Source organism: Endobacterium panacihumi (genome assembly GCF_050847465.1).
Taxonomy (GTDB): Bacteria; Pseudomonadota; Alphaproteobacteria; order Rhizobiales; family Rhizobiaceae; genus Neorhizobium; species Neorhizobium panacihumi.
Map to the genome: position 1 here is coordinate 134,289 of NZ_JBOZRA010000010.1, position 26,346 is coordinate 160,634.

The following is a 26,346-nucleotide window of genomic DNA, read 5'->3' on the forward strand; positions in this document are numbered from 1 at the left end:
TTTCGTTCCCGGAGCCGGTGATGCCTGACAGTGGTGAAACTCAAATTGCCTGGAGAATGGGCAGACAGGTCTATGTGAACACGCGCGACGGTAGCTCGACCGGGGAGGAAGAGGCTAACGCTGCTGCGAGAGTCCGTGTCGATATTGATCAACTGCTGCGAGAGGCAAAGCAAGAAAAACAAGAGCTCGAACTTGAAAAGCTTGAGCTTGAACGGGCGCTCGCCGAGGAGACTGATCCGGCCGCACGCAATCAACTCGCCAATGATCTGAAAGACGTGAACAGCGACCTCTCTGATATCCAAGCTGACATGGACGGGTTAGCGAACCATAATGGAACGGTAGCAGAATACGACGAACTCGTGTCACAGAAAGAGCTCCTTCGGGACGAAATCCGTAGCGAAGAAGCAATTCTACAGGAGGAGAGTTACGATCCCGTCCAACTCGCGCGTAATCATACGCTTCGCCCTGAATATATTGCTAATTTAAAGTCTCGCTTAGCTGACCTCGAAGCAGGACGCGGCCGAGGATTCTTCAACACTATCAACGACGGTGTCGTGGACCTAGGAGAATTCCTGGCTCCCGGTTCAATCATCGAGGTCGTACCGATCGGCAGGATTCCCAAGTACATAAAAAGACTAAAACGTCTTCGCAAGCTGCGAGAGCGTTTGAAGAGACTAAGACAGGCAAAAAAAGAGGAAAGAATCAAGCGGCGAGAACAGCGCAAACGTCGCCGCAACGGTCGCTGCGCCAAGCGCGGCAATCCTGTTTCGGTCTCAACCGGCTTTCCCGCTCATGTGGATCCGTCCTTCATCCTGCCTGGCGTCATTCCGCTCGTCATCGGAAGCGTCTATTCGCTCGAGGTCGAAGAAGATGGCCCTTTCGGCCGCATGCGCGCCAGCAATCTAGACGCAACCATCGTGCAACTTGCCGACGGGCGGCTGTGCTATCGCGACGAAGAAGCCTTCCCCGTCCATTTCGATCGTCCTATTGCTAAACCTGGTCATTGGGAAGAGGGGGATACGGTGCGTCCCCTCAAGCTCTCGGCCAGCGAAAACCGCAAGCTCGTGCTTAAAGAAGACCGGCTCTTCACCCACTTCGACAAGTACGAAGACGGCAGATGGCGGGTCGCGAGTATCGAAAACCGCGGCGGCAGCAGAGTCGAATTTACGCGCAACGGCAAGGGCAGGCTGGAAGCGGTCGCTACCTCGGAAGGCCTGCGTGTTTCTTTTCACTACAATGCCGCCGACCTGAGGATCGCGGCCAGCCTAGAGGGCGTGAGCGGCGAGACACGGACGGTTGTCCGCTGGGATTACGACACCGCAGGTAATATGATCCTAGCCGACGCGATCTTCGGCACCTCCGTCGTCTATACTTATGACGGGCGCGGACGGAAAATCCGCCAAGAGTACAGCCATGGCTATATCGCACGGCACAGTTACGACGACCTCGATCGGGTTGTCGCCGTCGAAACCAATGGCCCGTTCAACGGCGATCGCTTCACCTATGACGACGCGTTGCGTATCACGACCTATTTGCCCGGAGGCGACGCCGGCAAGCTTGAAAAATTTTACATTGACAATGAAGGCACAGTTTCCGCCGAGATCAATGCGCTAGGCCACATCAGGCGCACCGAATATAACGATATTGGATATGTCACCGCCGAAATCGACCCCGAAGGCCACCGCACCGCTTATCGCTACGATACCAACGGACACGTTAAGACCATCACCGATGCCGCCGGCCGCGAGACCTTTCTGTACTGGGACGAAGACGGTAATCTTGAGGTCACTATCGACGACGATGGCAGCAGCTGGGACTACGAGTACGACGAGAAAGGCAATCTCGTCAGCATCGTTGATGCGTTGACGCAACGCACCGATTTCAAAAACAATGATTGCGGCCAGCCAGTTGGCATTATGCGGCATGACGGCTTGCGTGAAACGCGTGAGTATGACGACAGGGGCAATATCGTCGCCCAAACGGACTTTCGCGGCGCCAAGACCAAGTTCGTCTATGATGGGTTCAATCGCGTTACCGCGGTCACAAATGCTCTCGGCGAGGCAACGACGCTCGAATATCCCGATCTGCCGGGCCATGATTTCTGGAGACCGGGACGCATTGTACGTCCAGACGGGGCCGCCCATACGCTGCAGATCGACCGCGAAAAAGCAGTAACGCGCATCACTGACAGCGCCGGTCGAACTGTGGTCTACCGCTATGGCTACGGCCCCAGCAATCTCCTGACGGAGATGGAAGATCCCCAGGGCGGCAAGCTTCGCTTTTCATATGATGGCCTGGAGCAACTGATCGCGATCGAGAATCAGAACGGTTCCAGATGGACGTTTGAGCGTGACGGCGTCGGGCGCGTTATCCGTGAAACCGATTTCAATGGTCTCGTTATCGACTATGCGCATGACGCTGCTGACCGGGTGGTGCAGGCGAAATTCGCCGATGGCGCTCGCGCGACCTACAAACTCGACGAAACCGGTCTGCGCACCGAGGAGGCCGTTTTTGATCCGGACGGGTCAACGCCGGAAATTACAACCTACCGCTACGACTCGCGCGGCCTGATCGCCGGAGCGCAGAACCATCAGGCTACTGTAGATCTTGAACGAGACCGGCTCGGCCGCATTACAGCTGAGACGGTCAACGGTCGACGCATCGATAACTCCTATGATTGTTGCGGCAACAGGATCGAACGGCGGATTGACGAGCGTCTGGTCACCTATGCCTACGACCCGATGGGAGCGCTTTCGCAGATTGCAATAGACCACCACATGCCCCTGGATTTTCGCCGGGATCGCATCGGCCAGGAGATGGAACGACGGAGCGCGGCCGGCTTCGTACTCAATCAAACTTGGGACAGGATGGGGCAAGTCACGCGACAAGTCGCCGGCTCGTCACTCAACCAAGCGTCGTCGCCACCGACCCCGCATGCAGCAGTGCTCGGCTTCACTCCGGCAGTCGCAAGGGCCTATCAGTGGAGCCAAGGTTACGAGCCAGTTGCCATCTTGGACGCGATATGGGGCGAAACCCGATACGATTACGACGGCAATGGCCAGGTCATTGAATCCCGCTTCGGCGATGGCGCCGCAGAGGACTTCACTTATGACAAGGCACAGAACATCGTCGCATCTGGCGGGATCGCTGGACAGGACCAGGCTTCCGTCGGGTTCTTGCAATGGCTGACAGCAAAGGGCGGACGACCGCAAGAGGCACGCGGGTCGAATGGGGAGCGGGTATCCCTGCAATGGGACGTCCGCGGTCGGGTCATCGAACGCCGTGTCGAACGCAAAGGCTTCAGGCCACGTCTCTGGCGCTATCGGTGGGACGCGGCGGACAGGCTCGTCGAGTGCGACACGCCGGAAGGACAGCGATGGCGCTATGGCTACGACCCTTTCGGACGGCGGCTGTGGAAGCGTATCTTCAAGGATCAGGGCACAATGCCAGCTTCCGAAAGCGAGCTTATGTGGAGGCGCCAAGCCCGCTCTGGCGGGACGCTCTATTTGTGGGACGGTGACACTATTGCAGAGGAAATTCCTCTTGGCGTGGATGGCACGGCGCTTGGCGCGATCCACTGGCACTACGAGCCGGGTGGCTACCGGCCTTTGGCCCGGCAGGAACTGAGCCGAGAAGGAGAAGCCGGGCGGGGTGAGGGTCTTTCATTCGTTGAACCCACCAGCGCAATTCGGAAGGATCTTCTCTCCTATGTAGTGACGGACCACATCGGCTCGCCGCGTGAGCTTTTCAGCGAGACCGGAGTACCTCTTTGGGCAGTAGAATACACGACCTGGGGTAGCATACGCAGATTATGGTCAGGGCAAATCGCCAATGACAACGCGCCACGCGGTGGCGACGCATCTGTGTGGATGGCATCCCACCGTGAGGGATTGGCTGGGGATGCGGGGCCGGGCTCCGCGCCCGGACGCTGGTTCACGCAAGGCAACCTCGCGCTGAAAGCCGAGGATCCGGAAACGCTGGATGCCACGCAGTTTTGTCCGATCCGGTTCCAGGGCCAATGGGAAGACGACGAGTCAGGTTTAACTTACAACCGTTACAGGTACTACGACAACCTCGCTGTCTGCTATGTCACGCCGGATCCCTTGGGAATCCGCGGCGGGCCGCGACCGCATGGCTACGTCGACAATCCGCTAAACGAGGTCGACCCGGCGGGTCTTTCGCCTATCTACGGCCCGCTTGACGGCCATGGCCGACCGACCGGGGTGTGGGCGACGCTCACCAGCAAGGATCTCAGACCTACCGGCTCGTCGCCACCGACGTTCAATCCGCCCGGCTTTAAATCGGGCAACGCGCCGCATTTCCAACAGCGAAGCCACCTTCTCGCCGACACCCTGGGTGGTTCCGGCAGCGACGCCCGCAACCTCGTGACCCTGACGGACGGCTCGAATCATCCGGGCATGAGCCGGATTGAAGGCAGGGTTCGCAAGTTCCTGCGGGATAATCCAAATTGTAGCGTCACCTACGTCGCAATACCGATATATAACGGTAGCAACTTAACGCCGACCGGGATCGCTATCACTGCCAGAACGTCTGCGGGTGAAATGTTGGCGTCGACGATAGTACCGAATGGTCTTCGGCAAAATAGAAAGTAGGAGGATCCTAGATGAGCGACGACGTCACCCAGCTTTTCGACCGTACAAATGTCACTCGTACGGCAGTAGCTGAAGAAATTTCCGCCGTCGAAACTGCAATCGGCGCATTGCCGCCATCATACAAAACTTTCGCCGAAACATTTGGATACGGCACAGCAAACGGCCTTTTCGTCATCGAGATGCCCTTCAGCATGTTCGGCAATGACGGTCTACTCATTCGCGGAGCCGACCTCCACGAGCAGGTTCACTGGCTTGTGGATCAACAACGAGAGGATGGATTTGAGGTCGGAGACATTGACTGCCTCGAGCCCTACGACGAAGAAAGCCGTGACATCGCGAGCTTTTTCGACGATCTGCGTTTCTACGGCAACAGCATTAATGGCGAATATTTGTGCTGGCGGCGCGATAAGGACGGCCTATTCAAATTCTACGTGATTGATCGTGCCTGCCTCTCGATCCGTTATGCCGGGACAAGCCTGATAGAGTTCATTCGAAGAACGCAAACCGACGACGTCAAGACTTTGCTCGGCACAGGATACGACGCGTTGCCCCGCACCTTCGAAGGTGCGACTGCTGAGAATTGATTACGGCCTGACCACGCATATAGGTGCTTTTTCAGGGTTCGTTTGTCACCAACAAGTTCGGATCATGTCGATCAGCTTGATTAAGCGGAACCAATCTCCTTGGAATGGTTCCGCTTATTGCCTGCGAGGATCGCTGAAATCTTCCACATTGGCCGGAATGCTCCCGATGGCGGTCATCCTACAGCAGCGTTTGGCTGGAGCCAGCTCCCCCCCGACGTGTTAGACTGATGCCGACACTGTAATCCGCCTTCCACCAACCCTCGCCGAAATCATCTACCTGAAAGACCGGAAAAACTTGCGTTTCCGCTCATCCTGGGCGGCCGACAGAGTGATTTGCGGCAGTTGTCGATCTACCATCGATAAGGGGTACTTATCGATGGTTAGAACCTCAACCGCCAATCATACCATGTGGCGAATTTAAATATTCATATAGCGTTCTTTTAAAAGATCGTTTACCATAAAATCAATGGCTTACGATCTAGCGAAAATCGGCATATCAGCCCTGATGCGCCGTAAGCGGGGCGGATTTGGTGGCGATGCCAACAGATTTTGCAGTCCCGGTCGCCGCCGGCTGGCTGAGTAAGGCGGCGCCGAACGCTTTTAAGCGCGTGCCGCAACCAGATAGGGGAGGGGCGGAACAGGATGATGGCCGTCGCCAATGCCCAGTCGATCACCAAGGTAATGCCAGAACGACAGGCCAAGCTTCTGGCAGGTCTTTATCAGGCCAAGCATGCTGTCACGGGCCAGCCTGCCGTCTCGACTAACCGTACCGCCGGAAATCTTGCGCTTGATCACAAAACCGCGCAGATCTCGTTCCGACGCGTTCGTATGCAGCGGCGTTTCCGGCCTATCCAGGACGCGCAGCAGCTCGGCCTTGCGGCGCTTCAGCCGCGACAACAGTTTATCGAGCTCGCCATAGCCGGTCTTGATCGAGAATATCCGATCGAACCGGACACGCAGGCCATGCGCTTCCCGTCGGCCTGGACTTCGCTGGTAGTTTTTCAGCTGCTTGTAAAAGAGCCAGATCAGCTCGCGCAGGGTCTCGACATGTCTTACCTGGCGCGGCGTCGCCGGCATCAGCTTGTGCAGCAGCCGTTCTGCGTGGACCCAGCAGAGCGCATGAGTGCCGACCCGAAACTGTCCGGCATCGTCGGAGACGATCACCGCATTGCCGACAAGACCATGATGGCGGATCGCACCCCAGACGCCGGCTTCGGCAAATGGGCGGAGCATGTCTCTGTCGAAGATATCGATGCCATGTTCAACCAGATATTCGAGGAATGGAACCTGATTGGCAAATCGCTGCGGTTCGCGCGTGTTCAGTTGCGCCAGAAGCGCGGGATCCACCTGACGATCCTCCAGAAAGGCGAAGGCGGCATCGTTGAGGACATAGTCCTGATAGTTGCCCCGCAGCAGGGCCAGAAAGTTCAGCCGCGACTTCGAGCTTGCCGTGCGAAAGGCGGTGAAATGTTCGCCCCCGATATGCGTCGTATAAAAATCGCGGTTGGCATGGCGAGCACCTGTGTCGTCGACCGTGACGAAGGCCGCCGAGGCCAGGCCGGCATGCAACACGGCGGCATCCTCCGCATGAAAGCCATCCAGCCCTTGTGTCAGAAACCGGACCACCTGGCGCTTGGAAATCTCGACGCCAACATCGTTGAGCAGCGTCGTCAGTCGTTGCGTCGTGACCTGCCCATGGCTGTGAAGCATCAGGCAGAAGCGTTGCAGGTTAACGCCGTAGCCACCCCGGATTCCTGTCGGCATCGGAGCGGTAATCGTGCGGCCATCCGGCGTCACCCAGCATTCGCGGCGATAGCGCACCACCTCGGCCCGCACGATCAGATCCCGCACGACGCAATCCTTGTAGCCCTTGAAGCGCGACCCCGGCGGAGCATTGGCAGGCAGAACCTCTACACGGGTGATTTTGCCCGTGTCGCCTTTGGGACCGCGGCGCCGTATGGGCTTCCCCTTGCTGCCAACCGTCTTGTCGCTGGTTGCAGTCTCCATGCCCGAGGGTCTGAACGGCGGGCGCGGCGGCAGACTTTTCAGCCGCGCAATCTCGTCGCGCAGAAGCTGGTTGTCGACCTTCAGCCGGGTGTTATCGATCCTTAGCTGGTCGTTTTCGCCCTGGAGCCTGTGGTTTTCCGACTCCAGATTCTCGATCCGGATGTCTGTTCGATCAGACCGCTCCATCAGGCCGGTCACCAGCTCGCGCAGCGCCTTCAGCGACAACGTATCGGCATGCTCAACCATAGGAAGGCGGCGCTTCGTCATAAAGGCAGTGAATCATGATTTACAAAAAACAGGAATCCCTTCTGTCACCGGATTTGCTCCAGTTACTCACGGGATCGCTTTCTGACGAGCGCGCAGCGCCTCCGTCCAGGCAGCAAGTTCGTTGATGTCCTGCAGTATTTCTGCTGGACCCGGCGGTTCCTCATTGCGGACACGCGACGGGTCATGTGCCTCAATGATATCGCTGCACTTCTTGAATGCGGCTCTAAACGATTCTGCATCCGCTTCTAACAGGGCGGAAACCTTCTTGAGGTTTTTTGTATCGATGTAGTCCCTGTGGCGAATAAGAACGCCTGCGAACACGATTTCTTCTAGAGCGCGCTCCCAGGTAGCGCGCAGGAATCCATACAGCCTCACGGACGCGCTGCGGTATGCTTCATCATCGTGGGTATCAAACAATAGCTTGGCGGCCCGCTGCTCCTTCTCGAGGCGATCCACTCTGGCTTTAACGCCAGAGTGATCCCAGGGCAGACCATCGCCGACGATCCCGGTCCCATCCGGTCCGCGCGATAGGTTAGCAAGTTTTGTGGAAATTCCCTGTCGTTGGGCGCTATCATTCAAATCGTTGACGAAAACCAGATCGTGCGTGAAGACTGACCTGAGCCCCTGAACTTCCTCCAGATTTTGGTAGAGTCCGTCGTATCAATGAACCGCCCCAGGTTTCTGGACCAGCGGAGGCTAGAGTTTGCCGGCGTCAGTCAGGGAGGCGGGCTGGTTACGCTTCCCGGATTCATTAGCGCTATCGGGACTTTGTTGCCGATTGCACCATGTGGCCGAACCTCGTTGTAGTCTCTACGCCAATCCTCCATCTTTTCGCGGGCATCCGCAAGGGTCAGGAACCAGTGCTGGTTCAGACATTCCGCCCGGAAGCGGACGTTGAACGCTTCGATGAAGGCGTTGTCGGTCGGTTTGCCAGGACGTGAGAAGTCCAGCGTCACGCCCTTCGCATAGGCCCAAAGATCCAGATCGCGCGACACGAACTCCGTCCCTTGATCGACACGGATCGTCTTGGGATAACCAACCTGGCGGCATACTCGTTCGAGCGTTTGCACAACGTCTTCACCGCGATAGCTGTGCCGAGGATCAAGCACTGGCACATACCGTGAGAAGGTATCAACCACTGTAAGAACACGCAGCTTCTTGCCGGTGGCGAGCTGGTCGTGAACGAAGTCCATCGCCCAGACATCATTCGGTCCGACTGCCATTTGTCGATCCTCCCTCAGCTTGGCTTTCACCCGGCGTTTGGGCGTCTTGTTCCTCAATTGCAGGCCCAAGTCCCTGTAAATACGGTAGGTTCGCTTGATGTTGGTACCCCAACCCTCGCGCTCCAGAAGCACATGCACACGACGATAACCGTACCGGACGCGGGTCTCGCAGATCTCACGGATACGACGCTCAAGACCGGCCTGATCGGGACGGCGGGAGATATAGTGGTGGGTCGACAGATCGAAGTTCAGTGCGCCACAGGCACGCCGGATCGAGACCACCCAATCCCGGCACATGCTCTTCACCATCTCCCGCTTGCGAGCAGGCCTTAGAGCTTTCGGCGAATGACGTCCTGCAGCATCTCCCGATCCAGTGTTAGATCTGCGACGATCTTCTTCAGCCGTGCATTCTCGTCCTCGAGCTGCTTCAGCCTCTTCATCTCCGGCGGCAGCATGCCGGCGTATTTTTTCTTCCAGTTGAAATAGGTCGCCTGGCTGATTCCCGCCTTCCGGCAGATCTCTGCAACCGTCACGCCTTCATCACCCTGCTTCAAAATGAACGCCTTCTGTGCGTCCGAAAACTGCGATGCTTTCATCGTCTTCCGTTCCTTTCCCAGCCAGGAAAAATGCACCGGAAAACTCTAGCCAAAAATGGTCCAGTTTGCAGGGTTCAGATCAACGGCAAGCGTGCCGAGAATGTGCCACTCTCGGCCCAGCGCTTTGAAGCTAGGGACCAGGATTTCATCTGGATCGGGTTGACCGGGCCGACGGCAGACGAAATGTCTGATCTCCAGGCCATGTTCGATCTCCATCCGCTGGCGGTCGAGGACGCCATGAATGGCAAACAGGTCCCGAAGGTCGACATCTACGGTGACCAGCTTTTCGTCGTGGTGAAAACAGCACACCTTGAATCGGACAAGATCGCCTATGGCGAAACCTGTGTCTTCGTCGGCCGCAACCATATCGTCACGGTCAGACACGGATCGGCAATTGCCCATACCGGATTGCGTGAACAGTTGGAGCAATCTCCGCAACTTCTCGCACGGGGGCCGGACTATGTGCTCCACGGCATCATCGATTTCGTGGTGGATGGTTATCTGCCAATGGTCGAAACGATCGAAGATCGGGTTCTGGAGATGGAGAAACATGTCCTTGTCTCCTTTCTCGGGCCGGAACAGATCAGGCGAATTTTCCGAATGCGCCGGCAGGTCATCAAATTTCAGCGCGCTCTCGGCCCCATGGCTGAAGTCGTTGGCAAGCTGACCAATCTCGAACTGCCCTGCGTCGATCAGAATGCCAAGCCGTTTTTCAAGGATGTCTATGACCATGTCCGGCGGGTCGAAAACATGGTCGCCGGGCTTCGGGAAATCATAACCTCGGTTTTCGAAGCCTCCAATCTTCTCGAACAGCAACGGCAGGGCGTCATTACCAGGCAACTGGCAGCCTGGGCGGCGATTCTTGCAGTGCCGACCGCTATAGCGGGCATATACGGCATGAATTTCGAGAACATGCCCGAACTGACGACGCGGTATGGCTATTACGTTGTCATCGGTGTGATCGTAGCATTGTGTTCCGTACTCTACCTCAGGTTCAAGAGAGCTCGTTGGCTATAAATGAAATCCGATCGGCGGTATTTCCTGACAATGATGGCGGATAATGCACGTGATCTCCTGTCGGATACGGATGCTTCGTCAGATGCCTACTCCTGGTAATGCTGCTAGGACTGGCAGTCGGCCACCCGTCATCGAAACTCGGCCTTCACCACGGGCCTAATCTGGATACAACCTGGCTCCAGTTGCCCATGGGCAGCGGGAAGCCGCAGCAGCGCCTCCTTTGGCACTCAAACGCGCAAAAGTTATGGGCTGATGGTCAATCTATAACGGCAGTCGATTTCAAAATATTCGCTCGGGCCGAGCCTCCAGCTGCCGGCAACGTCATCAAGCGGAATTGTTACGAAAAGAGAATTATGGCAGCGACTAGCTGCGCTGGAGGAGGGTAGGATATCGCTGCAGCCCAAACGGCGCTGGAAGCTGGGGCAGCGATTGTTTTTCCGCATCTTCAGCGCCAAAGAACTCCAGAGCCCGAAAATAGGCTCTGACTCACATTTGCTGCTGTTGAAGACGATGCTTCCGCTGGTTCACCGGAGGATCAAATATGCAACGACGATTTCAACAAGCGCGCCTCGCGCCGTCCGGCTTTGCAGTCGATGAAGTAACGGTTGTCGCAGAGTGCGTTCAAGTTCGGTTGCGATCACGCGCTGCCTCAGGAACTTGCCCCTCATGTGGTCGGCAAAGCCGGCGAGTTCAAAGCCGATATCTACGCCGGCCCGCTGACCTGCCCTTTAGCGGTCGGCGAGTTGAGCTGGCGATCGTGGCGCGTCGGTTCTGGTGCGATGCCGTTCTGTGCGGTCGGCGAATCTTCTGCGAACAGTTCGATAGTGGCGTGCTGGCACGTTACGGTCGGCGCACCCAGCGGCTGGAGACCATAGTTCACCATCTTGGTTTGGCGCTTGGAGGCAGACCGGCGGCGGCCTTTGCCAATCGTCTGATGGTACCAGTAAGCAATGACACGCTGCTGCGGGTGGTTCGCCGCCGTATTGCCGATCGAGACAATGAACTCACCGTCATCGGCATTGATGATTTTGCTTTCCGGCGAGGCCAAACCTATGGGACGATCGTCTGCGATCTGGAGCGGCGGAAGCCCGTTACCCTCCTACCAGATCGAGCGTTGGACACGTCTCGAGCCTGGCTTGCTGGGCATCAGTCGATCTCCACCGTCGCTCGCGATCGGGGCGGCGGTTATGGTGAGGCGATAGCGAAGGCGCTGCCTAATGCTGAGCAGGTTGCTGATCGCTGGCACCTAATAGAGAATTCCAGCCGAGCCTTTCTCGATGCAGTTGGCAAGTCGATGCGACAGATCAGGCAGGCGGTCGGCAGCAATGTGGTTGATCCAAAGCTTCTGACCTATGCTGAGAAGCTGCAGTATGAGGGGTATCTGCGCCGCCAGGAAACGAACGAGGCAGTTCGGGAGCTGTCGAAGAAAGGAACATCAATTCGGCAGATTGTGCGGCAAACCGGCCATAGCCGGAAGCTCGTTCGCGACGTTTTGAGGGGACAACGTCTCGACGTGTTCCGAACGCGGCCCAGCACTCTGGATAGCTGGCTGCCTTGGCTCAACAGCCGTTGGGAAGAAGGGGCACGGAACGCTTCGGCACTCTGGCGTGAGATGAAGACGAAGGGCTTTGCGGGACAGAGTGGCGTCGTATCGCAATGGGCTCAACGCCGTCTTCTTGCGGAAAAGGCCAATCAGAGCGGGCTCGCCAGAACGCCATCGGCACGTGTCATCGCTCGGCTCCTGACCGCCGCGCGCGATGACCTTGCCAAGTCCGAAGCGATCCTCGTGGCGGCGATCGAAGTAAACGTCCCGGACCTTGTGATTGCCTGTACGGCCATCGGTGACTTCCAGTCCATGATCCGCTCAAAGACTGCCCGAAAGCTTCATGAGTGGCTGGAAGCGGCCAGAAACAGTCTTGTCGGATCGTTCGTCGGCGGTGTGGAAAAGGACCTCGACACTGTGAGAAACGCGATCATCTCACCGTGGTCGAATGGACAAACGGAAGGACAGATCACACGCTTGAAGCTCATTAGACACAAGATGTAAGGAAGAGCAAAGCTCGATCTGCTGCAAGCGCGCTTGATCGGTGCGTCGTAAGAGCGGCACGTCAGCAAATGTGCGTCAGAGCCATCTCTGCTCGCGCTCGCGCATCTTCTTCACAGGTGTTTGGGAGAATTACTGCGAACTCTTCGCCTCCATACCGAGCGCAGATATCCCTGGGGCGACTTATCGAGTTTGAGATCGCAAATGCAATCTCCTTCAGGCACCAGTCTCCTTCAACACGGCCTAATGTATCGTTGAACATTCAACGGTTTAAATCATGTGTCGACGTCAAGCGAATGACTACGTGTCACATGCAGTACACACAGTGACGGTTAACCTTACCGTAATCCTTAGCCGAAACGGCGCAAACGTTAACGATACAGGAGAGGCGTATCCAATGGCAAAAGTCAGTTCAGCAACCAGTGCCAACCCAGGTTCCGGTGATACTGAATCCGTAAAGGTCTGGGAGCAGGCCGAGAAAAATGCCAAGGATGTCGGGATCCGATGGGAAAAGCCGGCCGACGACAAGCGATCCGCCGAAGAGATCATGAAAGACACGCCGATCGACGACGTGAGCGGCACGAAAATTCAGACCGCCGATGGTGGCAAAAAAACCGTGGAAGAGGTGCTCAAGGAACGCGTCGGTGATTACGAGAAGGACGAGGATGCGGCCTATCGCGCAGCGCAGGTGCTCGAGCATATTGAAAGGTTCGATGGAGACGGCAAGCGCATTGTTGGCAACAGCGTCGATAACGACAAGATCGATGGCTTTACGAGCAACGACGACGCGAAAAACGGCACCGAGGCTGGTCGGCTGCAGGATTTCGGCAAATACGGCTTCAGCCACCTTAAAGGCCAGTTGAATGACGTGACCTCCAAGGTGGAGGATCCCGAGGCACGCAAGAAAGCTGAAGAGGACGGTATCGAATGGGAGCGGCCGGAGGGCGATGACCGTTCCGCCAAGGATATCATCGAGGGCGATCGCCTGCTGAAGAATCTAGGCAGCCAGAGTGGTGTCAAGGACCTGCTCAAGGAACAGGTTGGCGATTTCGAGAATGACGCCGATGCAGCTTACCGCGCCTCACAGGTTCTCGATCATATCGAGAAATTCGACCGGGAAGGCAAACGTCTGGTCGACGGTGATGTCGGCGATGGCAAGATCAATGGCTTCAGCAACAGCGGTGAGGCCTATCACGACAAGGAGGGCGGACGTCTCCAAGACTTCGGTAAATACGGTTTCGACAGCCTCGAAGGCAAGCTCGACGACTACAAGAATGCCGGCAATGACAAGAATGAGCGTGAAGGAGCCGAAAAAGACCTTGGCATCGAATGGGAGCGTCCCGAAAATGACAAGCGTTCCGCCAGGGACATCATCGAAGGTGATCCGCTCTTCAAGCAGCTTGGCGATCACAGTGGTATCCGCGATCTGATGAAGGAGCGGGTCGGCGATTTCGACAAGGATGCCGATGCCGCGTACCGCGCCGAACAGGTTCTTCGGCATGTGGAACTGTTCGACAGCAACGGCAAGGAACTTTCCGGCGGCGATGCCGGCAATGGCGAGATCAACGGCTTTAGCAAGGATCGCGAGGCATATAACGGCACGGAAGCCGGTCGCCTTCAGGATTTTGCCAAGGATGGCTTTTCATCCCTCAAGGGCAATCTCGGAGATATTGCTCCCATCAAGGGCAAGGCAGAGGATACCCAGAGCTACAAGGATTACATCAAAGCCAATCCCGATGCCGACGAAGCCTCCAAGCAGATCGCCAAATACGGGGCAATACTCGAGGAGAACTACGACACGATCCGCGAAAAGGCAGGTGGCGGGGATAATCTCGATGCCGGCGCAACCAAACGATACATGGATACGACAAAGGGGCTGAGCGACGAGACAAAGGAAGCGCTGAGCTTCTGGTCGCAGCCCGGTGCCATACTCTCGGTCGATACGGCGAAGAATGAACTCAAATACAAGCCGGATGGCAAGGTCAGCAAGGACGACCTGAGCAACTGGATGGACAAGCAGGCGCCAAAGGATGCCGGGTCGTTCGTCTCCTTCCTGTCGGGCGTCATCAGCGGCAATGCCGTCGGAGATGTCGATACCAGCAAGCTGGATAAGGAAGTCTTCAAGGCGGACAGCAAGAGCTCCACACAGGAAAAGGCGGCTGCGCTGCAGGAATTGTTTCAAGCTCAGCAGTTAGTCAGCGCCGGGGCCGGCGCCGGTATGTGGGGCAGTGACTATGGCAAGGTTGCCATCGGAACAAACCCTGATCCCAAGGAAGTCCTCAAAGATATCAATGAAAAGATCAGCATTCTGGAAAGTGATCCCGCCGTTGTCGAATATACGAAGACGAATACTGCTAACAAAACGGCGGAGTTGTTCGACAACAATAAGGGACTGAAGGATGCCGTCCAGAAAAGCTACGACGATGAAATAAAATCGGGCAAGCTTCTGGACGATTTGTGGAAGACGAATACCAAGGACGGAAAGACCGACCAGTTCACGGCGCTCGCCGATTTCTACTCCTCGGCGAGCATCTATCAGGATGTCCTCGGTATCAAGGATGGCGCCGCTGAAATCCGCGAGACAATCGGCAAGTCCGATCATGCCCAGGCGTTCAAGGACTATTACAAGGATTCTCTTGCCTCGGGTAAGCGGCTGGAAGAGTTGATGAAGGACAAACCTTTCGAGGAAGCGCTCAGCACGTTTAGCTCGGAAGTCGCTGTCTACGGTGCTGCGCTCGACTCGGAATTCACCAAGACTTTCGACAAGGATATCGAAAGCAATTTCAATCGAGTCGCGAATGAAAATACGTTCAAGGATGGTAGCTTCGACGATCTGAAAAAGGTTTTCGGCCTAAACGGATCCGACAAGCTGGACAACGAGAAGCTGGAAAAAATCGTCACCGACTTCGTCAACCAGAATCCTGAATTGGTGGTCAATGGACAAGAAAAAAAGCAGGCCATTGATGCAATCCTGACCGGGATCCGCGGCAGCTGGGACGTCATGCGCCAGGGTACCAAGGCGTTGGCGGATATGCCCGAAGAATGGATGAACGCGGCGACCAAGAAGGGACTGATCAACCCCGATCTGAAGGTTCTTTCAGATAAAGGCGTCATGCACGGTGTCAGCGGTATCTTCCTGGCAGGTGTCACCATCGCTAGGGGGGTACAGAACAGCGGCCAGCTAAGCGACAAACACATCGTCGATATCGTCACCGGATCCGTTCAGACCGTGACGGTTCTGACGGAGGGCGGCATCAAGGGCTACAAGGATCATGTCACGAATAGTGTCGTCAGTGATTCCAAGCTGGAAAATCCTGCGACCGAGGCCGGACGTAACCTCAAGAGCAAGCTCGATGCCGTGCGGGAAAAACATCTGGATGAACTGCTGCAATACGACGCGAAACAAAACAGCGGAGAGACGATCGCAGATGCAAAGCTGGAGAACCCGCAGACTGAAGAAGGCAAAAAGCTGAAGGCGGACAGGCAGGCGACCATAGCGGATGCCAAGTCCGACGATCCGAAGACAGAACTAGGCAAACAGCTTAAGGTGAGAAGAGAGCAGTTTCTGGAAGATGCCAAGCTTGATGACCCGGCGAGTGAACTTGGCAAGAAGCTAAAGAACGACTTGAAGTCGACACAAAAAACATTCTTCGACGATGCCTTTAAACCGCAAGGCAAGCTTGAAAACGCAGCCAAGATAACAGGCGGACTGGCTGGTATCGTCGCCGGTGCGTACAGCATCTTTGATGGGAAGAACGCTCTGGACAGAGGCGACACGGTGACCGGAGGTCTCAATATCACCGCAGGATCGCTCGGGATTGCTGCCGGGCTTGCCGCGGCTGGCGAAGGTGCTGCGGCACTTGCCGGTCAGACGGCGGCCAGGGCTGTCATGGCCGCCGTCTCCGGAGGTCTCGGACTTCTCGCCGCCGGTGTCGGGGTAATTGCCATGTTCCTTCCAGGCCTTATCGAAGAAGGCAAGATGCAGGCCAGACAGGATGATTTTGCCAGCCTGCTCGACCAGTATCTCGGCAAATACGACATTGATGGCGTGGCTTACGGCGATCCCGGCGATCTACCGGACGACGTATGGGGCAAAACCAGCGAAGGCACGTCCTGATCTGTCGATACAGCCGGGCTCGGTGAGCTCGGCCGTATTGCGCACCGCCTCAGTTAGAGCGGTGAGCTTCGTCTGAGCCCAAAGTCATGCGCTCCAGGTATGGCGGGGTGAATGTGAAAGGGAGCATCCGCTGCCCTTTTTCGCATGGTGCCGATTTCGATGATGTAACTGTCAGGAGGTCGGGGTAAAGCGGTACCGACCATCCATGAAGCTCGAGCGTCGTGACGCACTCTGGGCCATCAAAGCGCTGCGTGATGAGCCGCTACCGCTGTTTGCCGCGGCGGCTGAGCGCGAGATGGCGACGATCGCCGAACAAAATGAGCCCGAGGTCGCCCTTCGGCAGATGACCGAGGGCCACAATGTTATCGAGGACTATGGCCATACAGGTCTGACATTGCGACAGCATCCGATCGCGTTTCTCCGCAAGGATCTCGCTTCCCGCAATATCATCACCTGCGCCCAGGCGATGAATTCTCGCGATGGCCGCTCCGTCTACACCGCCGGCCTCGTCCTGGTGCGCCAAAAACCGGGATCTGCCAAAGGGGTGATGTTCATCACCATTGAGGACGAGACCGGCCCTGCCAATATCGTCGTCTGGCCTTCGCTGTTCGAGAAACGCCGTCGCATCGTGCTCGGCTCCAGCATGATGGCAATCAATGGACGCATCCAACGCGAAGGCGAGGTCGTGCATCTGGTCGCCCAGCAACTGTTCGATTTGACCGCTGATCTGTCAGGTCTGATGGACCGGGATGCGGAGTTCAAAATGCCGGCCGGCAGGGGTGACGAGTTTGCCCACGGCGGAGCCGAATCCGCCAAAGCCAGTGCTCACCCCTCGGGATATGTTTGTCAAAGATTTGCATATCGATACGCTGAAGGTGAAGGCGCGAAATTTTCATTGAGATTTGATCTCGAACAACGGGCCGCAGGTTAGATCTCCTCAAGGGCATGAGACAGACACCGTAAGGCGCTGATGGGGGCAGTTCGTAGTGGCCTCCTACGCCTCTAGGCTGAGAGACGACGGTACTGATGATTTCTTTCCAGTGCGGCGCGTACTGGATGTCCCTTGGCTTACGCTGTTCAGGCTTGGCGCGCGCGTCACGACATTTCGTTTTCCAGACCCGAAAGATGCTCTGCGCATGTCGCCTTCACCAGTTCGAGCAGAATCCTGGTCCTCTCCTGGACCCAAAGGAGCGCTTCCTCCGTGATATCGTAATGCTTGGAATAGCGCGCCTTAACGTAAGCTTCGTTGAGAGTGTTGAACCAGGCGCGCTCCCTGTGCTGGTCACGGGGAAATGCTTCCGCCAGCCGCCGGTCTTGTTCTTCTGCGAGCGAGCGGAGAAACTTGATGTTGTGCGATGGCGGGCCGTAATTGGTGAGCGTAAGAAGCACACAGGAATAGGCCTGCTCTAGCGCTTGGTGGAGGCTGAAAGAAGCATCCCTTCGCCACTTCTCATCACTTTGTGAATTGTTCAGTTGGAAGCGTGCCGTGCCAAATGCTCGCACGGCATTAGAGTATCGTTCTTCGTAGTGGACGGATGCCAAACGGAATGCTTCCTGCCGCGTCAACGGCTTCGGTTCGGGCAGTTCTTCGTCGTCGAGTTCGTAAAGAACGATGCCTTCCTTGCGGATGTCGGAGAAAAAATATTGGCCTTCCTTCAGGTAGGTGTTCACCTCACGGCGCGAATGCACGATGAAACTCACCGGCGTTTCGATCGCAGGATCACGGATCAGTCGGTCGGCGGCCTTGTACCAGTATTCGGCAAAGTCGCAGAGCTTGCGGTTGTTTACGATCACCAGCAGATCAAAATCCGACCGGTAACCCTTCATCGTGAAAGGCTCATCCACCCAGCCACCTTTGGCGTAGGATCCGAACAGGATTATTTTCAGAATGCGCCCGCGCTTCTTGAAATCCGCCGCACCTTCTTTCAACGCATCCTCAAACTCCTCGTGCAGGATAGCCAGCGCGCGCGACAGCTCGCGCTGTTTCTGCGGTGGGATATGATCGAGGGAGGATTTCATCATTGCTGGGATTGGTTCCGCTGGGCGTTGCGAGGCTGGTGGAAATTCCGGCTGGATATCGGTTTTTTCTGAAGGGTTTGTTTCTGGTAAAGAAATCATGGCCGGCCCGGAAAGGTGGCGGAGCCGACAGGATCCGCATGCCATTGGAATCGATTAGCGATTGCCGTGCAACCCGTAAAATTGATGGGTCGTTCCATAGTTTCACCGCAGACGGTCGATGGATCGTCGTTGCGAAACATGCCTTGCCGCGCGGTCACGGATTTTCCGATGCCGAATGAGGTTTCTGGGCGGCAGGGGGCACTTCCCGTGTATGCAGCATCCACAATCTCGATGATCGACAGGATTCCCAGGCAGGGACATGCATGCATGCTAGAGTTGGTCAAACAGAGGAAACGACCTGAACAAATGGCGAGAAGTGATCTCCTTGTATCCGTGGTCAAGGCTGGCGCTTCCGGTGATCACTCGACATTGACGGCAACCGTCGAGGCGATCGTTGCCGAAGAGCGGTCGAAAAGCCATCATGTCCTGGCCGACAAGCTGCACCGGGCGCTCCAGTCCGTGCCCGTCACGCCGGCAAGCGAACTGCGCCGGCCAAACGGCGGCGGTCGTGACTTCATCATCGAAAGCGAGCCGAGGACGACACTCGAAAGCCTCTTGCTGACGCTTCCGGCGGAACAATTGACCCGCCAGCTCACCGAAGAGCAGCGCCGGGCCGACCTCCTGCGCGCCCAAGGCATGCAGCCTCGCCATCGCGTCCTCCTGTCCGGCCCTCCGGGCAACGGCAAGACATCCCTTGCCGAGGCAATCGCCGAGAGCGTTGCGGTTCCTCTGCTGACGGTGCGCTACGATGCCCTGGTTGGCGCCTATCTCGGGGAGACGAATGCCCGTCTGGCGCGTCTGTCAGGGAGTTTTGCCAGAATATCCGCCGCCGGCATATTCTGGCGCAGGGTTCCGCCTCGCTCCAGTCCGTTCTCGTTGAAGAACTTCGTCTTTGGAAAACCCGCATAAGACCTGAGAGCGATGGCAAACATTCCGGAACGTCCCCTTCTACGTCTCAACAATCCCGCAAACTTAGGACGGCAACCGGGCAATCGACCTCCGATCCCGCGTACGTTTACCCCGACAGAGCATGCAGGAACCGAGGCCGGTCGCAAGCTGCGGCGCTTGTCGGATCAACTGGCGGCCGGCACCCCGGCCCTACAACTTCGCGCTGACCCCAATGCGCTGGCGCCCGAGCGCTTGCTCGTCTTCGAACTGACGGGTGGCATCTACAAGTTCGAAGAAGCTGTGCGGCTGGTTTCCGGACTGGAATTCCTCGGTGTCGAGGATCTTGATCCCGACGAGGATGACAAAAATCCGGTACTGTATCTGATGGTGCCCTCGGAGGGCGCGCTCAGCAATCTCGTGACCTTGTGGCGGGACTGGCGCAGGAACGGTTCCGTACCCAACCGCTTCAGCAGCTGGAAGGCGCTTCTGTCGCAATTGCGGGATATCCGCCCCTGGGGACCGCAGGATCGAATAGCTATCGAGGACGCTGCCGTCCTCACCACCGAAGCGGACCACGGTCATGCCACGATACGCGTGGAAATCGAGCTGGTGTTTCGCCAAAACGGCGCCGCCGCCGAGGCTACTGCGCACCAGGACATTCAAGCCCGCGGTGGGGTCGTCATCTCGCGGGCAAGAATTGCCGGTGCCGCCTATCACGCCATTCTGGCCGACATCCCGACCTTGGCCATACGTGAGGCTCTGGCAGGCAATCCAGAAAGCCTTGCCGGATCTGATGCGATCCTCCAGATCAGACCACAAAGCGTCTTTCATGCCGTACCCTATGAGGAGGCGCCAGGTGATGCTGATGGCGAGGCACCCAACATTCCATCCGGCGACCCTATTGCCGGCATCTTCGACGCGGTTCCCCTGTCTCAGCATCCCCGTCTCGCCAACACGCTAAGTCTGGACGATCCGTTTGGTCTTGAGCCGCTAGCAGTCGGACCACGCCGGCACGGAACCGCGATGGCGTCGGCCGTGGTGCATGGCGATCTCAACAACCCGTGGGTCCGACCCCGTGAGCGTCCCGTCTATTTTGTCGGTATGATGTACGATGCGGCGGATGGGACGAATATCGAGCGTTTCCCTGATCGACTGCCCGCAGACCTGTTCGAGCAGGCTTTGGTGCACATGCGCGATGGGCCGTCTCCGGCGGCACCGCATGTGCTGATCGTCAATGCATCGCTTGGGGATGCCAACAAGCCGTTTTCAGGCAGGATGTCGGGGTGGTCGCGTGTCGTCGATTATCTTGCAAGCCGATATGGCGTTCTTTTCGTCATCAGCGCCGGAAATCACATGGGCGTCTATGAAACTGAAAACATGAGCGCGATGCAGTTCGAGGACTTGCCGGGCGACGAGAAGATGCGTGTCACTCTTCGGGCCAGTGCCTCGCAGATCGCACTGCGTCGCATTCTAGCGCCGGCAGAAGCGATGAATGCCATTACAGTCGGCGCCCTGCACGCGGATCACTATCAGCATCCTCACCCTTTACCGGCCTCCACCTTCGACGTTTGGGCCGAAAGTGGCCTTTGTACCGTTTCGAGCGGACTTGGCCCGGGATACGCGGGGGCTACCAAGCCGGATATCCTGGCACCTGGTGGACGCCTTCATGTTCGCCTGATGCCGCACGGTGCCCATCATCGGCTGCAGCCCTTGACGGTCAACGCCGGCGCATTCGGCGGTATCGGCGTAGCAGCGCCCCCGACCGAAACATCGTTTGGACCCAATGTAGTCGCGCGGTCTGTCGGCACCAGCATCGCTGCGGCGTTGGCAACGGGTGTCGCGGCCCGCGCGCATGAAGCGCTCGAAGCCGCCTATCCGGATTTCGTCACGCTTCCAAGCGCGCAGCGCGCGGTCCTTTTGAAAGCACTTCTCGTTCACGGAGCCCGCTGGACGCAAGCGCGCGACCTCCTGATCGAAATTCTCGGACCGTCCGACAACCGCCAGCACTACCGGCAGAAGGACGACGTCCGCCGCTACATCGGCTTCGGCGCCTACGATCCCGACCGCGTCATCGATTGTACCGCGGATCGCGCGACACTTTGGGCCGTCGGCCAGTTGGGTGCCGATCAGGGCAAACGCTTCCGCATCCCCTGGCCCGCCGCCATGAGCGGGCAGGCAAGACCTCATAGCGTGAACGCAACCCTTGCATGGTTCTCTCCACGAAAGCCGGGCGCTGTGGCATACAGGGGCGCGCGCATGAAAATCATCGAACCCTCGAAATTGGGTGCGGCTGGTATTAAGGCTGCGGGAGTTCAGCCCGATCCGAAACAAGCGCACAAGGGAACCGTGGTGCATCGGCGGTGGGACGGCGCCAAGGCGTCTGCAATTGCGGGGGACGGTTTTTTCGAGATCGATATCCAGCGCGAGGCTGACAGTCTGCCGGACGATGTCCAATTCGCTCTCGTGGTGACGCCCGAAATGGCTGGCGAGCTGGCAGTGTATAATCAGGTCCTCAACCGTGTTGCACTCAAGCCAACCATCGGCGTTCCCGCGTGAGCTGCACTATGTGTCGGCATTATTTTGATGATCGAGGAAGTTGATGTAGATATTTGCCGTCACGCCAACATAGCGTTCACGTCCCTAACTGCAGAAATCTATGAAAAAGCCTCAGCGTAATTTTGTAATCGAATACAAATCCGGCCGGCGCAAAGCCGACGTCAAGGCGCCCAGTTCCATTTGGGGCAGTCTCGATTTGAAGTCTGTTGCCCGCGATGTCGAGACCGTTTTGCCTCCGCAATTGCCCGGCGATGCTCACCTTGTGGCGAGTGAGCCCGCCAGGCTGCCGGACGAGCCGGCACCTGCGACCCAAGTCCACGATCATCATGCTCCGATCTCGAAGGGTATCGACTTGGATCTAGCCACCGGCGATGTCAGCGCAGCGCAGGATGAGAATGATGCGCAAGAAATCTACGACAACGCAGCACAGGAGCCTCAGGCGCGTAAGCCGAGAAAAGCGTCCAGAGGGCGGCGAGCGCTCGCAAGCCGGCCCGTGCCAAAAGCTGGCAATGACGCACCGATTGAGCCCGATGTTGAACGGGATGAACTTGACGAGCTAGAGGAAGAGAACCGGGTTCTCAAGAAGATGCTGGTCGCCAAACTCCGCATGGAAAATTCATGGCTGCGCGAGCGGCTGCAAGCGGGGCGTTGACAGCAAGGATGATTAGCGTTTCATTCGCGCCCGCTTATATAGACGGACACGTCGAGGATGCCAAGCAGGCGCTCTATGGTTGCCTGTCCATACGATCAGCATCTCAACTCATTTCTTTTGGGCGGCTTTCGGCTTTGGTTGATACAGGCGTCGTTTGGCATTCGAGCGAAGAGCATTTCGGACATCTCTGTCCGTTACCGCAAGATCGAACCATGCCGGATCGAAGTGACCACCGCACCAGCGAATGGTCTCTGCGAATTCCGGATCATCCCGTTCGGCGATGATCTCAAGAAACTGCTCGTAACCCGAAATGCCACCAACCTCTTCAGGAGGGCGCGCCCTTTCCCCAGCAACGCAACTGCCCTGTTTCGGTGACGTATCGAGTGTCAAGAATTCCTCAATCGCGATAGTGTGTCGCCAGCCATCTCCGAAATCATAATGGTAGGCGAACACGGCTCCTTGCTCGAAATCCAGCAGGCGAACCTCTGTCTGATCGAAGACCCGGGGATCTTCGTCAGTCGCATCCTCGGTGAGGATCTCGGCGTTACCGTAGCGGAGACCACCGATGCGGAACTCGTAGAGATGATAGTTCCACCAATTGAACGCAGCCTGGGTCCCGAGATGCAAGTGTTCCAGGTTCCAATAGGCCGGCAGGATCAATCGTCGCCAGACGTCCGGCTTGATCTTGTTGATCGAAACTTTGACCTGTACGGCGTTCGGCGCTTCGAACATAAAACGAGTGAACAAGCTTAGCGCTTGTCGGTCAAGGCACCCCTTCGCGGTCACTTTCGCTTCCCTATTCGGTGGCTCGCTCCAAAGAGGGAAACCTTGTCTGGCATCCGTCAACCTCTCCGTTGTTCAAGAGACAGCCCATAGCGGCGATCCGGCGCAAGCATGCACCTTCTCCAAGCTTGCGTCAGCTATGAAAGATATCAATGCATCGACCAACGTAATGCAAACAGCATGGTCCGCGGTTTCGATCTCATCAAGATTTGTCCATACAGCATCCTCGATTTCAAAAAACGGCGATCGCTGGAATGGTCGTCTGTTAGGGTGTCGGTTGCCTGCGTTCCCGGTCGAAAGCGGATCAGCATGCCAGTCACCTCAACGCTGCTTTCCATTTAAGGCAGGGAGATCCATAACCTGGTGGCCGTGGATCGGTGTGTTTGCGAGATCAACGTCGACCATCACGAATAACTCATCGACGTCGGTTGTCAGCAGCGCCTGGTCGAACAGGCCGCACCCGTTGCGATAGACCTTGTTTACGTCGCGTATTTCAGTGACTGCGCGTCAGGCGGCGAAAGATTGTCAACATACGGCCAAATGTCTACCACCGGCTCGGCGACAAGCGTCACATCGCGCATCAGCTGCGAAAAGCATTCCAGCAACTCGTCTTCCGTCAGCAGACGCGGCTTGATCACGTGTCCCAATCCTGATCACGTGTTCATCTCGTACGGGTCTCGCTCTGGCAGATATCTATGAATGCCCGCAATGGCCTCGATGCGATGCGGCTTGGATAGTAGAGCCTTGGGCCTTCCTGTTCAGCCCACCAGTCGGCCAGGACAGGCACGAGCGAGCCCGCGCGGAGATCGTCTTCGAGCCAGTTCCGGAATGCGCCGATGACGCCGAGTCCGGTCCGCGCATAAATCAAGCCCGTGTTCAAGGCGTTGACGCTGAGAATAAGCCGGCTTTCCGGTTTGACGCGCACGGTCTCACCTGCGCATTGCAGATCCCAGGGCAGAAGTGGTCCGCCGGGCAGCCGGTAGCGTATGGCTTTGTGACTGGCCAGATCGGCGGGGTGCTGGGGCCAACCGTTCGCCTCCAGATAGGAAGGAGAGGCGCCAAGCGCGATTTGCTGGGCACGAGGGCCGATCGGAATGGAAATCATATCCTTCTCGATCGACGAACCATAGCGGATGCCCGCATCGCATCCGGCGGTGATGATATCGACAAAACTGTTTTCCACCACGATTTCGACTTCGACGGCAGGATGGGCGCGCTGGAACGCGATGATAAGAGGCGGCAGGACGTCCGGCATGACGGATCCGGGGACGTTGAGTTTCAAACTGCCCTGCACACGATCCGTAGCATTTGCAGTCTCCAGACAAGCCGCGTCGATAGCACCCAGAAGAGGATTGACGCGTTCCGCAAGCAAACGCCCGTGCTCCGTGGCACGAACACTTCTTGTCGTGCGAAGGAGAAGGGGCACGCCGAGTTCAGTCTCGATCCGTGAAACTGTGGTGCTGACTTTCGATGGCGCGACGCCCAGCTGCTTCGCCGCCGCCCTGAAGCCGCCCTCCCTGATAACCGCAAGAAAGACTTTCAGATCACTCGTCGTAATATTGTTCTTCATGCAGAACAGCCTATTCGAAATGTCGCGGATTATCCAAAAATCGGAGATCAATTAAACCGTCCCCATCCGCACCGTCAACGGTGTGCCAGCGGGAGATCGAACCATGTTTGTCGTAACAGGCGCCTCGGGCCAGCTCGGCCGCAGGATCGTCGAAAACCTGCTGCTGCATGTGCCGGCCGCTAGTATCGGCGTCAGCGTGCGTGATACGGCGAAGGCGGGCGACCTTCAGACGCAGGGCGTGCGGGTCCGTTCGGGTGATTATGACGACGCCAGAAGCCTACGACATGCTTGGGAAGGAGCCCGACGCATCCTTCTGGTGTCATCAAATGCCGCTGCAACGGGCGGCGATCCCTTGAAACAGCACGCCACAGCCATTTCCGTGGCGCGGGACCTCGGCGTTGAGCGCATCTTTTACACCAGTCAGGTCTCGAGCGCCTCAATCTCGCTTTTTCCGCCGGGCCGGGATCACGCAGCGACCGAAACGATGTTGGCGGGATCCGGGCTGGCCTGGACAGCCATGCGGCACGGATTCTATTCCGCGAGTGCTCTGATGATGAATAGGCGTGGTTTCAATGCAGGTATGCTTTCCGCACCTGAAGACGGTAAGGTTGCATGGACAACTCACGACGACCTTGCCGCGGTTGACGCCGTGCTGTTGGCCGGTAGCCACGTGATCGACGGCCCGACACCGCCACTGACGGGTGGCGAAGCACTCGACCTTAGCGATCTCGCGGAAGTGGCAGGAAAGCTAATGGGTAAGCCGATCTTGCGCAACGTTGTCGGCCAGGAAGAGATGGAGGCCAATGCCCGTCTGGCGAGCGTGCCGAAAGGATTAATCGATGTGATGCTTGGATATTACCAGGCGGCGCGTGCAGGCGAATTCCAGACCGTCGATCCAACGCTGGCAAGGATACTGGGTCGCGCGCCGCAAAACATGCGCGAATTCTTGAAAGCCAAACTGGCCGAATCTGTCGGGTGATAGCTGCAACCGGGCTGGCGGTAGAAGCTTGGCGTCTCGCATCTTGACGGCCCAGTCCGCCTCGCAAAGCCCTCCGGCCTGATCATCTTCCCTTGTCGTACCCTAGTTTAGCTTCACGGAACTGCACGGTTCGCTTGGAGGATAATCTGCGCCGTTCGCGGCGGGTTATTATTGGTGGTCCAGTTCTCTTAAAGGGTTTTGCAAACTGGTCACCGAATGCCGACGAGTAAACGCAAACCAATTATGTGCGATCCACCCGAGTTCAGTCAATCGACCCACAAAAATGAGCAAACGCTCAAGATCGGGGCAAATATTTAAGTAAATATTGACTG

General features: G+C 57.2%; 17 protein-coding genes and 1 pseudogene. 10 read left to right on the forward strand and 8 right to left on the reverse strand.

Annotated features, from left to right (window positions below; translation table 11 throughout):
- Positions 1 to 20 precede the first annotated feature (20 nt).
- Both ACRQ1B_RS27745 and ACRQ1B_RS27750 read left to right on the forward strand, forming a co-directional pair.
- On the forward strand, positions 21 to 4,613 hold the full coding sequence (locus ACRQ1B_RS27745) for a DNA/RNA non-specific endonuclease (protein WP_432297441.1): 4,593 nt from the start codon (positions 21 to 23) through the stop codon (positions 4,611 to 4,613).
- 11 nt (positions 4,614 to 4,624) lie between these two features.
- Positions 4,625 to 5,197 (forward strand): hypothetical protein, encoded by a 573-nt coding sequence (locus ACRQ1B_RS27750; protein ID WP_432297442.1) that lies wholly within the window; start codon positions 4,625 to 4,627, stop codon positions 5,195 to 5,197.
- Positions 5,198 to 5,797: 600 nt separating this feature from the next.
- On the opposite strand, the gene ACRQ1B_RS27755 is transcribed toward ACRQ1B_RS27750, so the two are convergent.
- From ACRQ1B_RS27755 to ACRQ1B_RS27765, 3 genes are all read right to left on the reverse strand, one after another.
- Entirely contained in the window at positions 5,798 to 7,471 is a 1,674-nt protein-coding gene (locus ACRQ1B_RS27755) for an IS66 family transposase (RefSeq protein WP_432297443.1), read from the reverse strand.
- Between the two features lie 66 nt (positions 7,472 to 7,537).
- Entirely contained in the window at positions 7,538 to 7,927 is a 390-nt protein-coding gene (locus ACRQ1B_RS27760) for a hypothetical protein (RefSeq protein WP_432297444.1), read from the reverse strand.
- Between the two features lie 260 nt (positions 7,928 to 8,187).
- A protein-coding gene (locus tag ACRQ1B_RS27765) for an IS3 family transposase (RefSeq protein ID WP_432297445.1) occupies positions 8,188 to 9,290 on the reverse strand; the annotation gives its coding sequence in 2 pieces (ribosomal slippage) (positions 8,188 to 9,029 and positions 9,029 to 9,290; 1,104 coding nt in all).
- Between the two features lie 30 nt (positions 9,291 to 9,320).
- On the opposite strand from ACRQ1B_RS27765, the gene corA reads away from it, so the two are divergent.
- Both corA and ACRQ1B_RS27775 read left to right on the forward strand, forming a co-directional pair.
- Positions 9,321 to 10,307 (forward strand): magnesium/cobalt transporter CorA, encoded by a 987-nt coding sequence (gene corA / locus ACRQ1B_RS27770; protein ID WP_432297446.1) that lies wholly within the window; start codon positions 9,321 to 9,323, stop codon positions 10,305 to 10,307.
- Positions 10,308 to 10,848: 541 nt separating this feature from the next.
- Positions 10,849 to 12,354 carry an ISL3 family transposase gene (locus tag ACRQ1B_RS27775; protein WP_432297447.1) on the forward strand — a complete coding sequence of 502 codons (1,506 nt, stop codon included), beginning with the start codon at positions 10,849 to 10,851 and terminating at the stop codon, positions 12,352 to 12,354.
- Between the two features lie 61 nt (positions 12,355 to 12,415).
- On the opposite strand, the gene ACRQ1B_RS27780 is transcribed toward ACRQ1B_RS27775, so the two are convergent.
- Complete coding sequence (locus ACRQ1B_RS27780; RefSeq protein ID WP_432297449.1) at positions 12,416 to 12,613, reverse strand: diguanylate cyclase; 198 nt, start codon at positions 12,611 to 12,613, stop codon at positions 12,416 to 12,418.
- Between the two features lie 135 nt (positions 12,614 to 12,748).
- Here ACRQ1B_RS27780 and ACRQ1B_RS27785 point away from each other — a divergent pair, with 135 nt between their 5' ends.
- The gene (locus tag ACRQ1B_RS27785) at positions 12,749 to 16,468 is read left to right on the forward strand and encodes a type III effector HrpK domain-containing protein (protein ID WP_432297451.1); all 3,720 of its coding nucleotides are present in this window, start codon (positions 12,749 to 12,751) and stop codon (positions 16,466 to 16,468) included.
- A 193-nt stretch (positions 16,469 to 16,661) separates the two neighbouring features.
- Positions 16,662 to 17,367: pseudogene (locus tag ACRQ1B_RS27790) on the forward strand (OB-fold nucleic acid binding domain-containing protein); the annotation flags it as partial.
- 196 nt (positions 17,368 to 17,563) lie between these two features.
- Here ACRQ1B_RS27790 and ACRQ1B_RS27795 read toward each other — a convergent pair.
- A complete protein-coding gene (locus ACRQ1B_RS27795) occupies positions 17,564 to 18,490 on the reverse strand; it encodes a nucleotidyltransferase and HEPN domain-containing protein (protein ID WP_432297493.1) in 927 nt (308 codons plus the stop codon).
- A 402-nt stretch (positions 18,491 to 18,892) separates the two neighbouring features.
- Between ACRQ1B_RS27795 and ACRQ1B_RS27800 the strand changes: the two genes are divergently transcribed.
- The 3 genes from ACRQ1B_RS27800 to ACRQ1B_RS27810 all read left to right on the forward strand — a co-directional run bounded on the left by ACRQ1B_RS27800 (position 18,893) and on the right by ACRQ1B_RS27810 (position 22,682).
- Positions 18,893 to 19,495 carry an AAA family ATPase gene (locus ACRQ1B_RS27800; protein WP_432297453.1) on the forward strand — a complete coding sequence of 201 codons (603 nt, stop codon included), beginning with the start codon at positions 18,893 to 18,895 and terminating at the stop codon, positions 19,493 to 19,495.
- A 156-nt stretch (positions 19,496 to 19,651) separates the two neighbouring features.
- On the forward strand, positions 19,652 to 22,030 hold the full coding sequence (locus ACRQ1B_RS27805) for a S8 family peptidase (RefSeq protein ID WP_432297455.1): 2,379 nt from the start codon (positions 19,652 to 19,654) through the stop codon (positions 22,028 to 22,030).
- 100 nt (positions 22,031 to 22,130) lie between these two features.
- Entirely contained in the window at positions 22,131 to 22,682 is a 552-nt protein-coding gene (locus ACRQ1B_RS27810) for a hypothetical protein (RefSeq protein WP_432297457.1), read from the forward strand.
- A 108-nt stretch (positions 22,683 to 22,790) separates the two neighbouring features.
- Here the strand turns inward: ACRQ1B_RS27810 and ACRQ1B_RS27815 are convergent, their stop codons facing one another.
- The 3 genes from ACRQ1B_RS27815 to ACRQ1B_RS27825 all read right to left on the reverse strand — a co-directional run bounded on the left by ACRQ1B_RS27815 (position 22,791) and on the right by ACRQ1B_RS27825 (position 25,035).
- Positions 22,791 to 23,414, reverse strand: a complete 624-nt coding sequence (locus tag ACRQ1B_RS27815) for a plasmid pRiA4b ORF-3 family protein (protein WP_432297495.1) — start codon at positions 23,412 to 23,414, stop codon at positions 22,791 to 22,793.
- 530 nt (positions 23,415 to 23,944) lie between these two features.
- Positions 23,945 to 24,103: a hypothetical protein gene (locus ACRQ1B_RS27820; RefSeq protein ID WP_432297458.1), complete on the reverse strand. Its 159-nt coding sequence runs from the start codon at positions 24,101 to 24,103 to the stop codon at positions 23,945 to 23,947.
- Between the two features lie 23 nt (positions 24,104 to 24,126).
- Positions 24,127 to 25,035, reverse strand: coding sequence for a LysR family transcriptional regulator (locus ACRQ1B_RS27825; protein ID WP_432297460.1), 909 nt, complete (start codon positions 25,033 to 25,035; stop codon positions 24,127 to 24,129).
- A gap of 103 nt (positions 25,036 to 25,138) precedes the next feature.
- Between ACRQ1B_RS27825 and ACRQ1B_RS27830 the strand changes: the two genes are divergently transcribed.
- On the forward strand, positions 25,139 to 26,014 hold the full coding sequence (locus tag ACRQ1B_RS27830; RefSeq protein ID WP_432297462.1) for an NAD(P)H-binding protein: 876 nt from the start codon (positions 25,139 to 25,141) through the stop codon (positions 26,012 to 26,014).
- Positions 26,015 to 26,346: the final 332 nt, after the last annotated feature.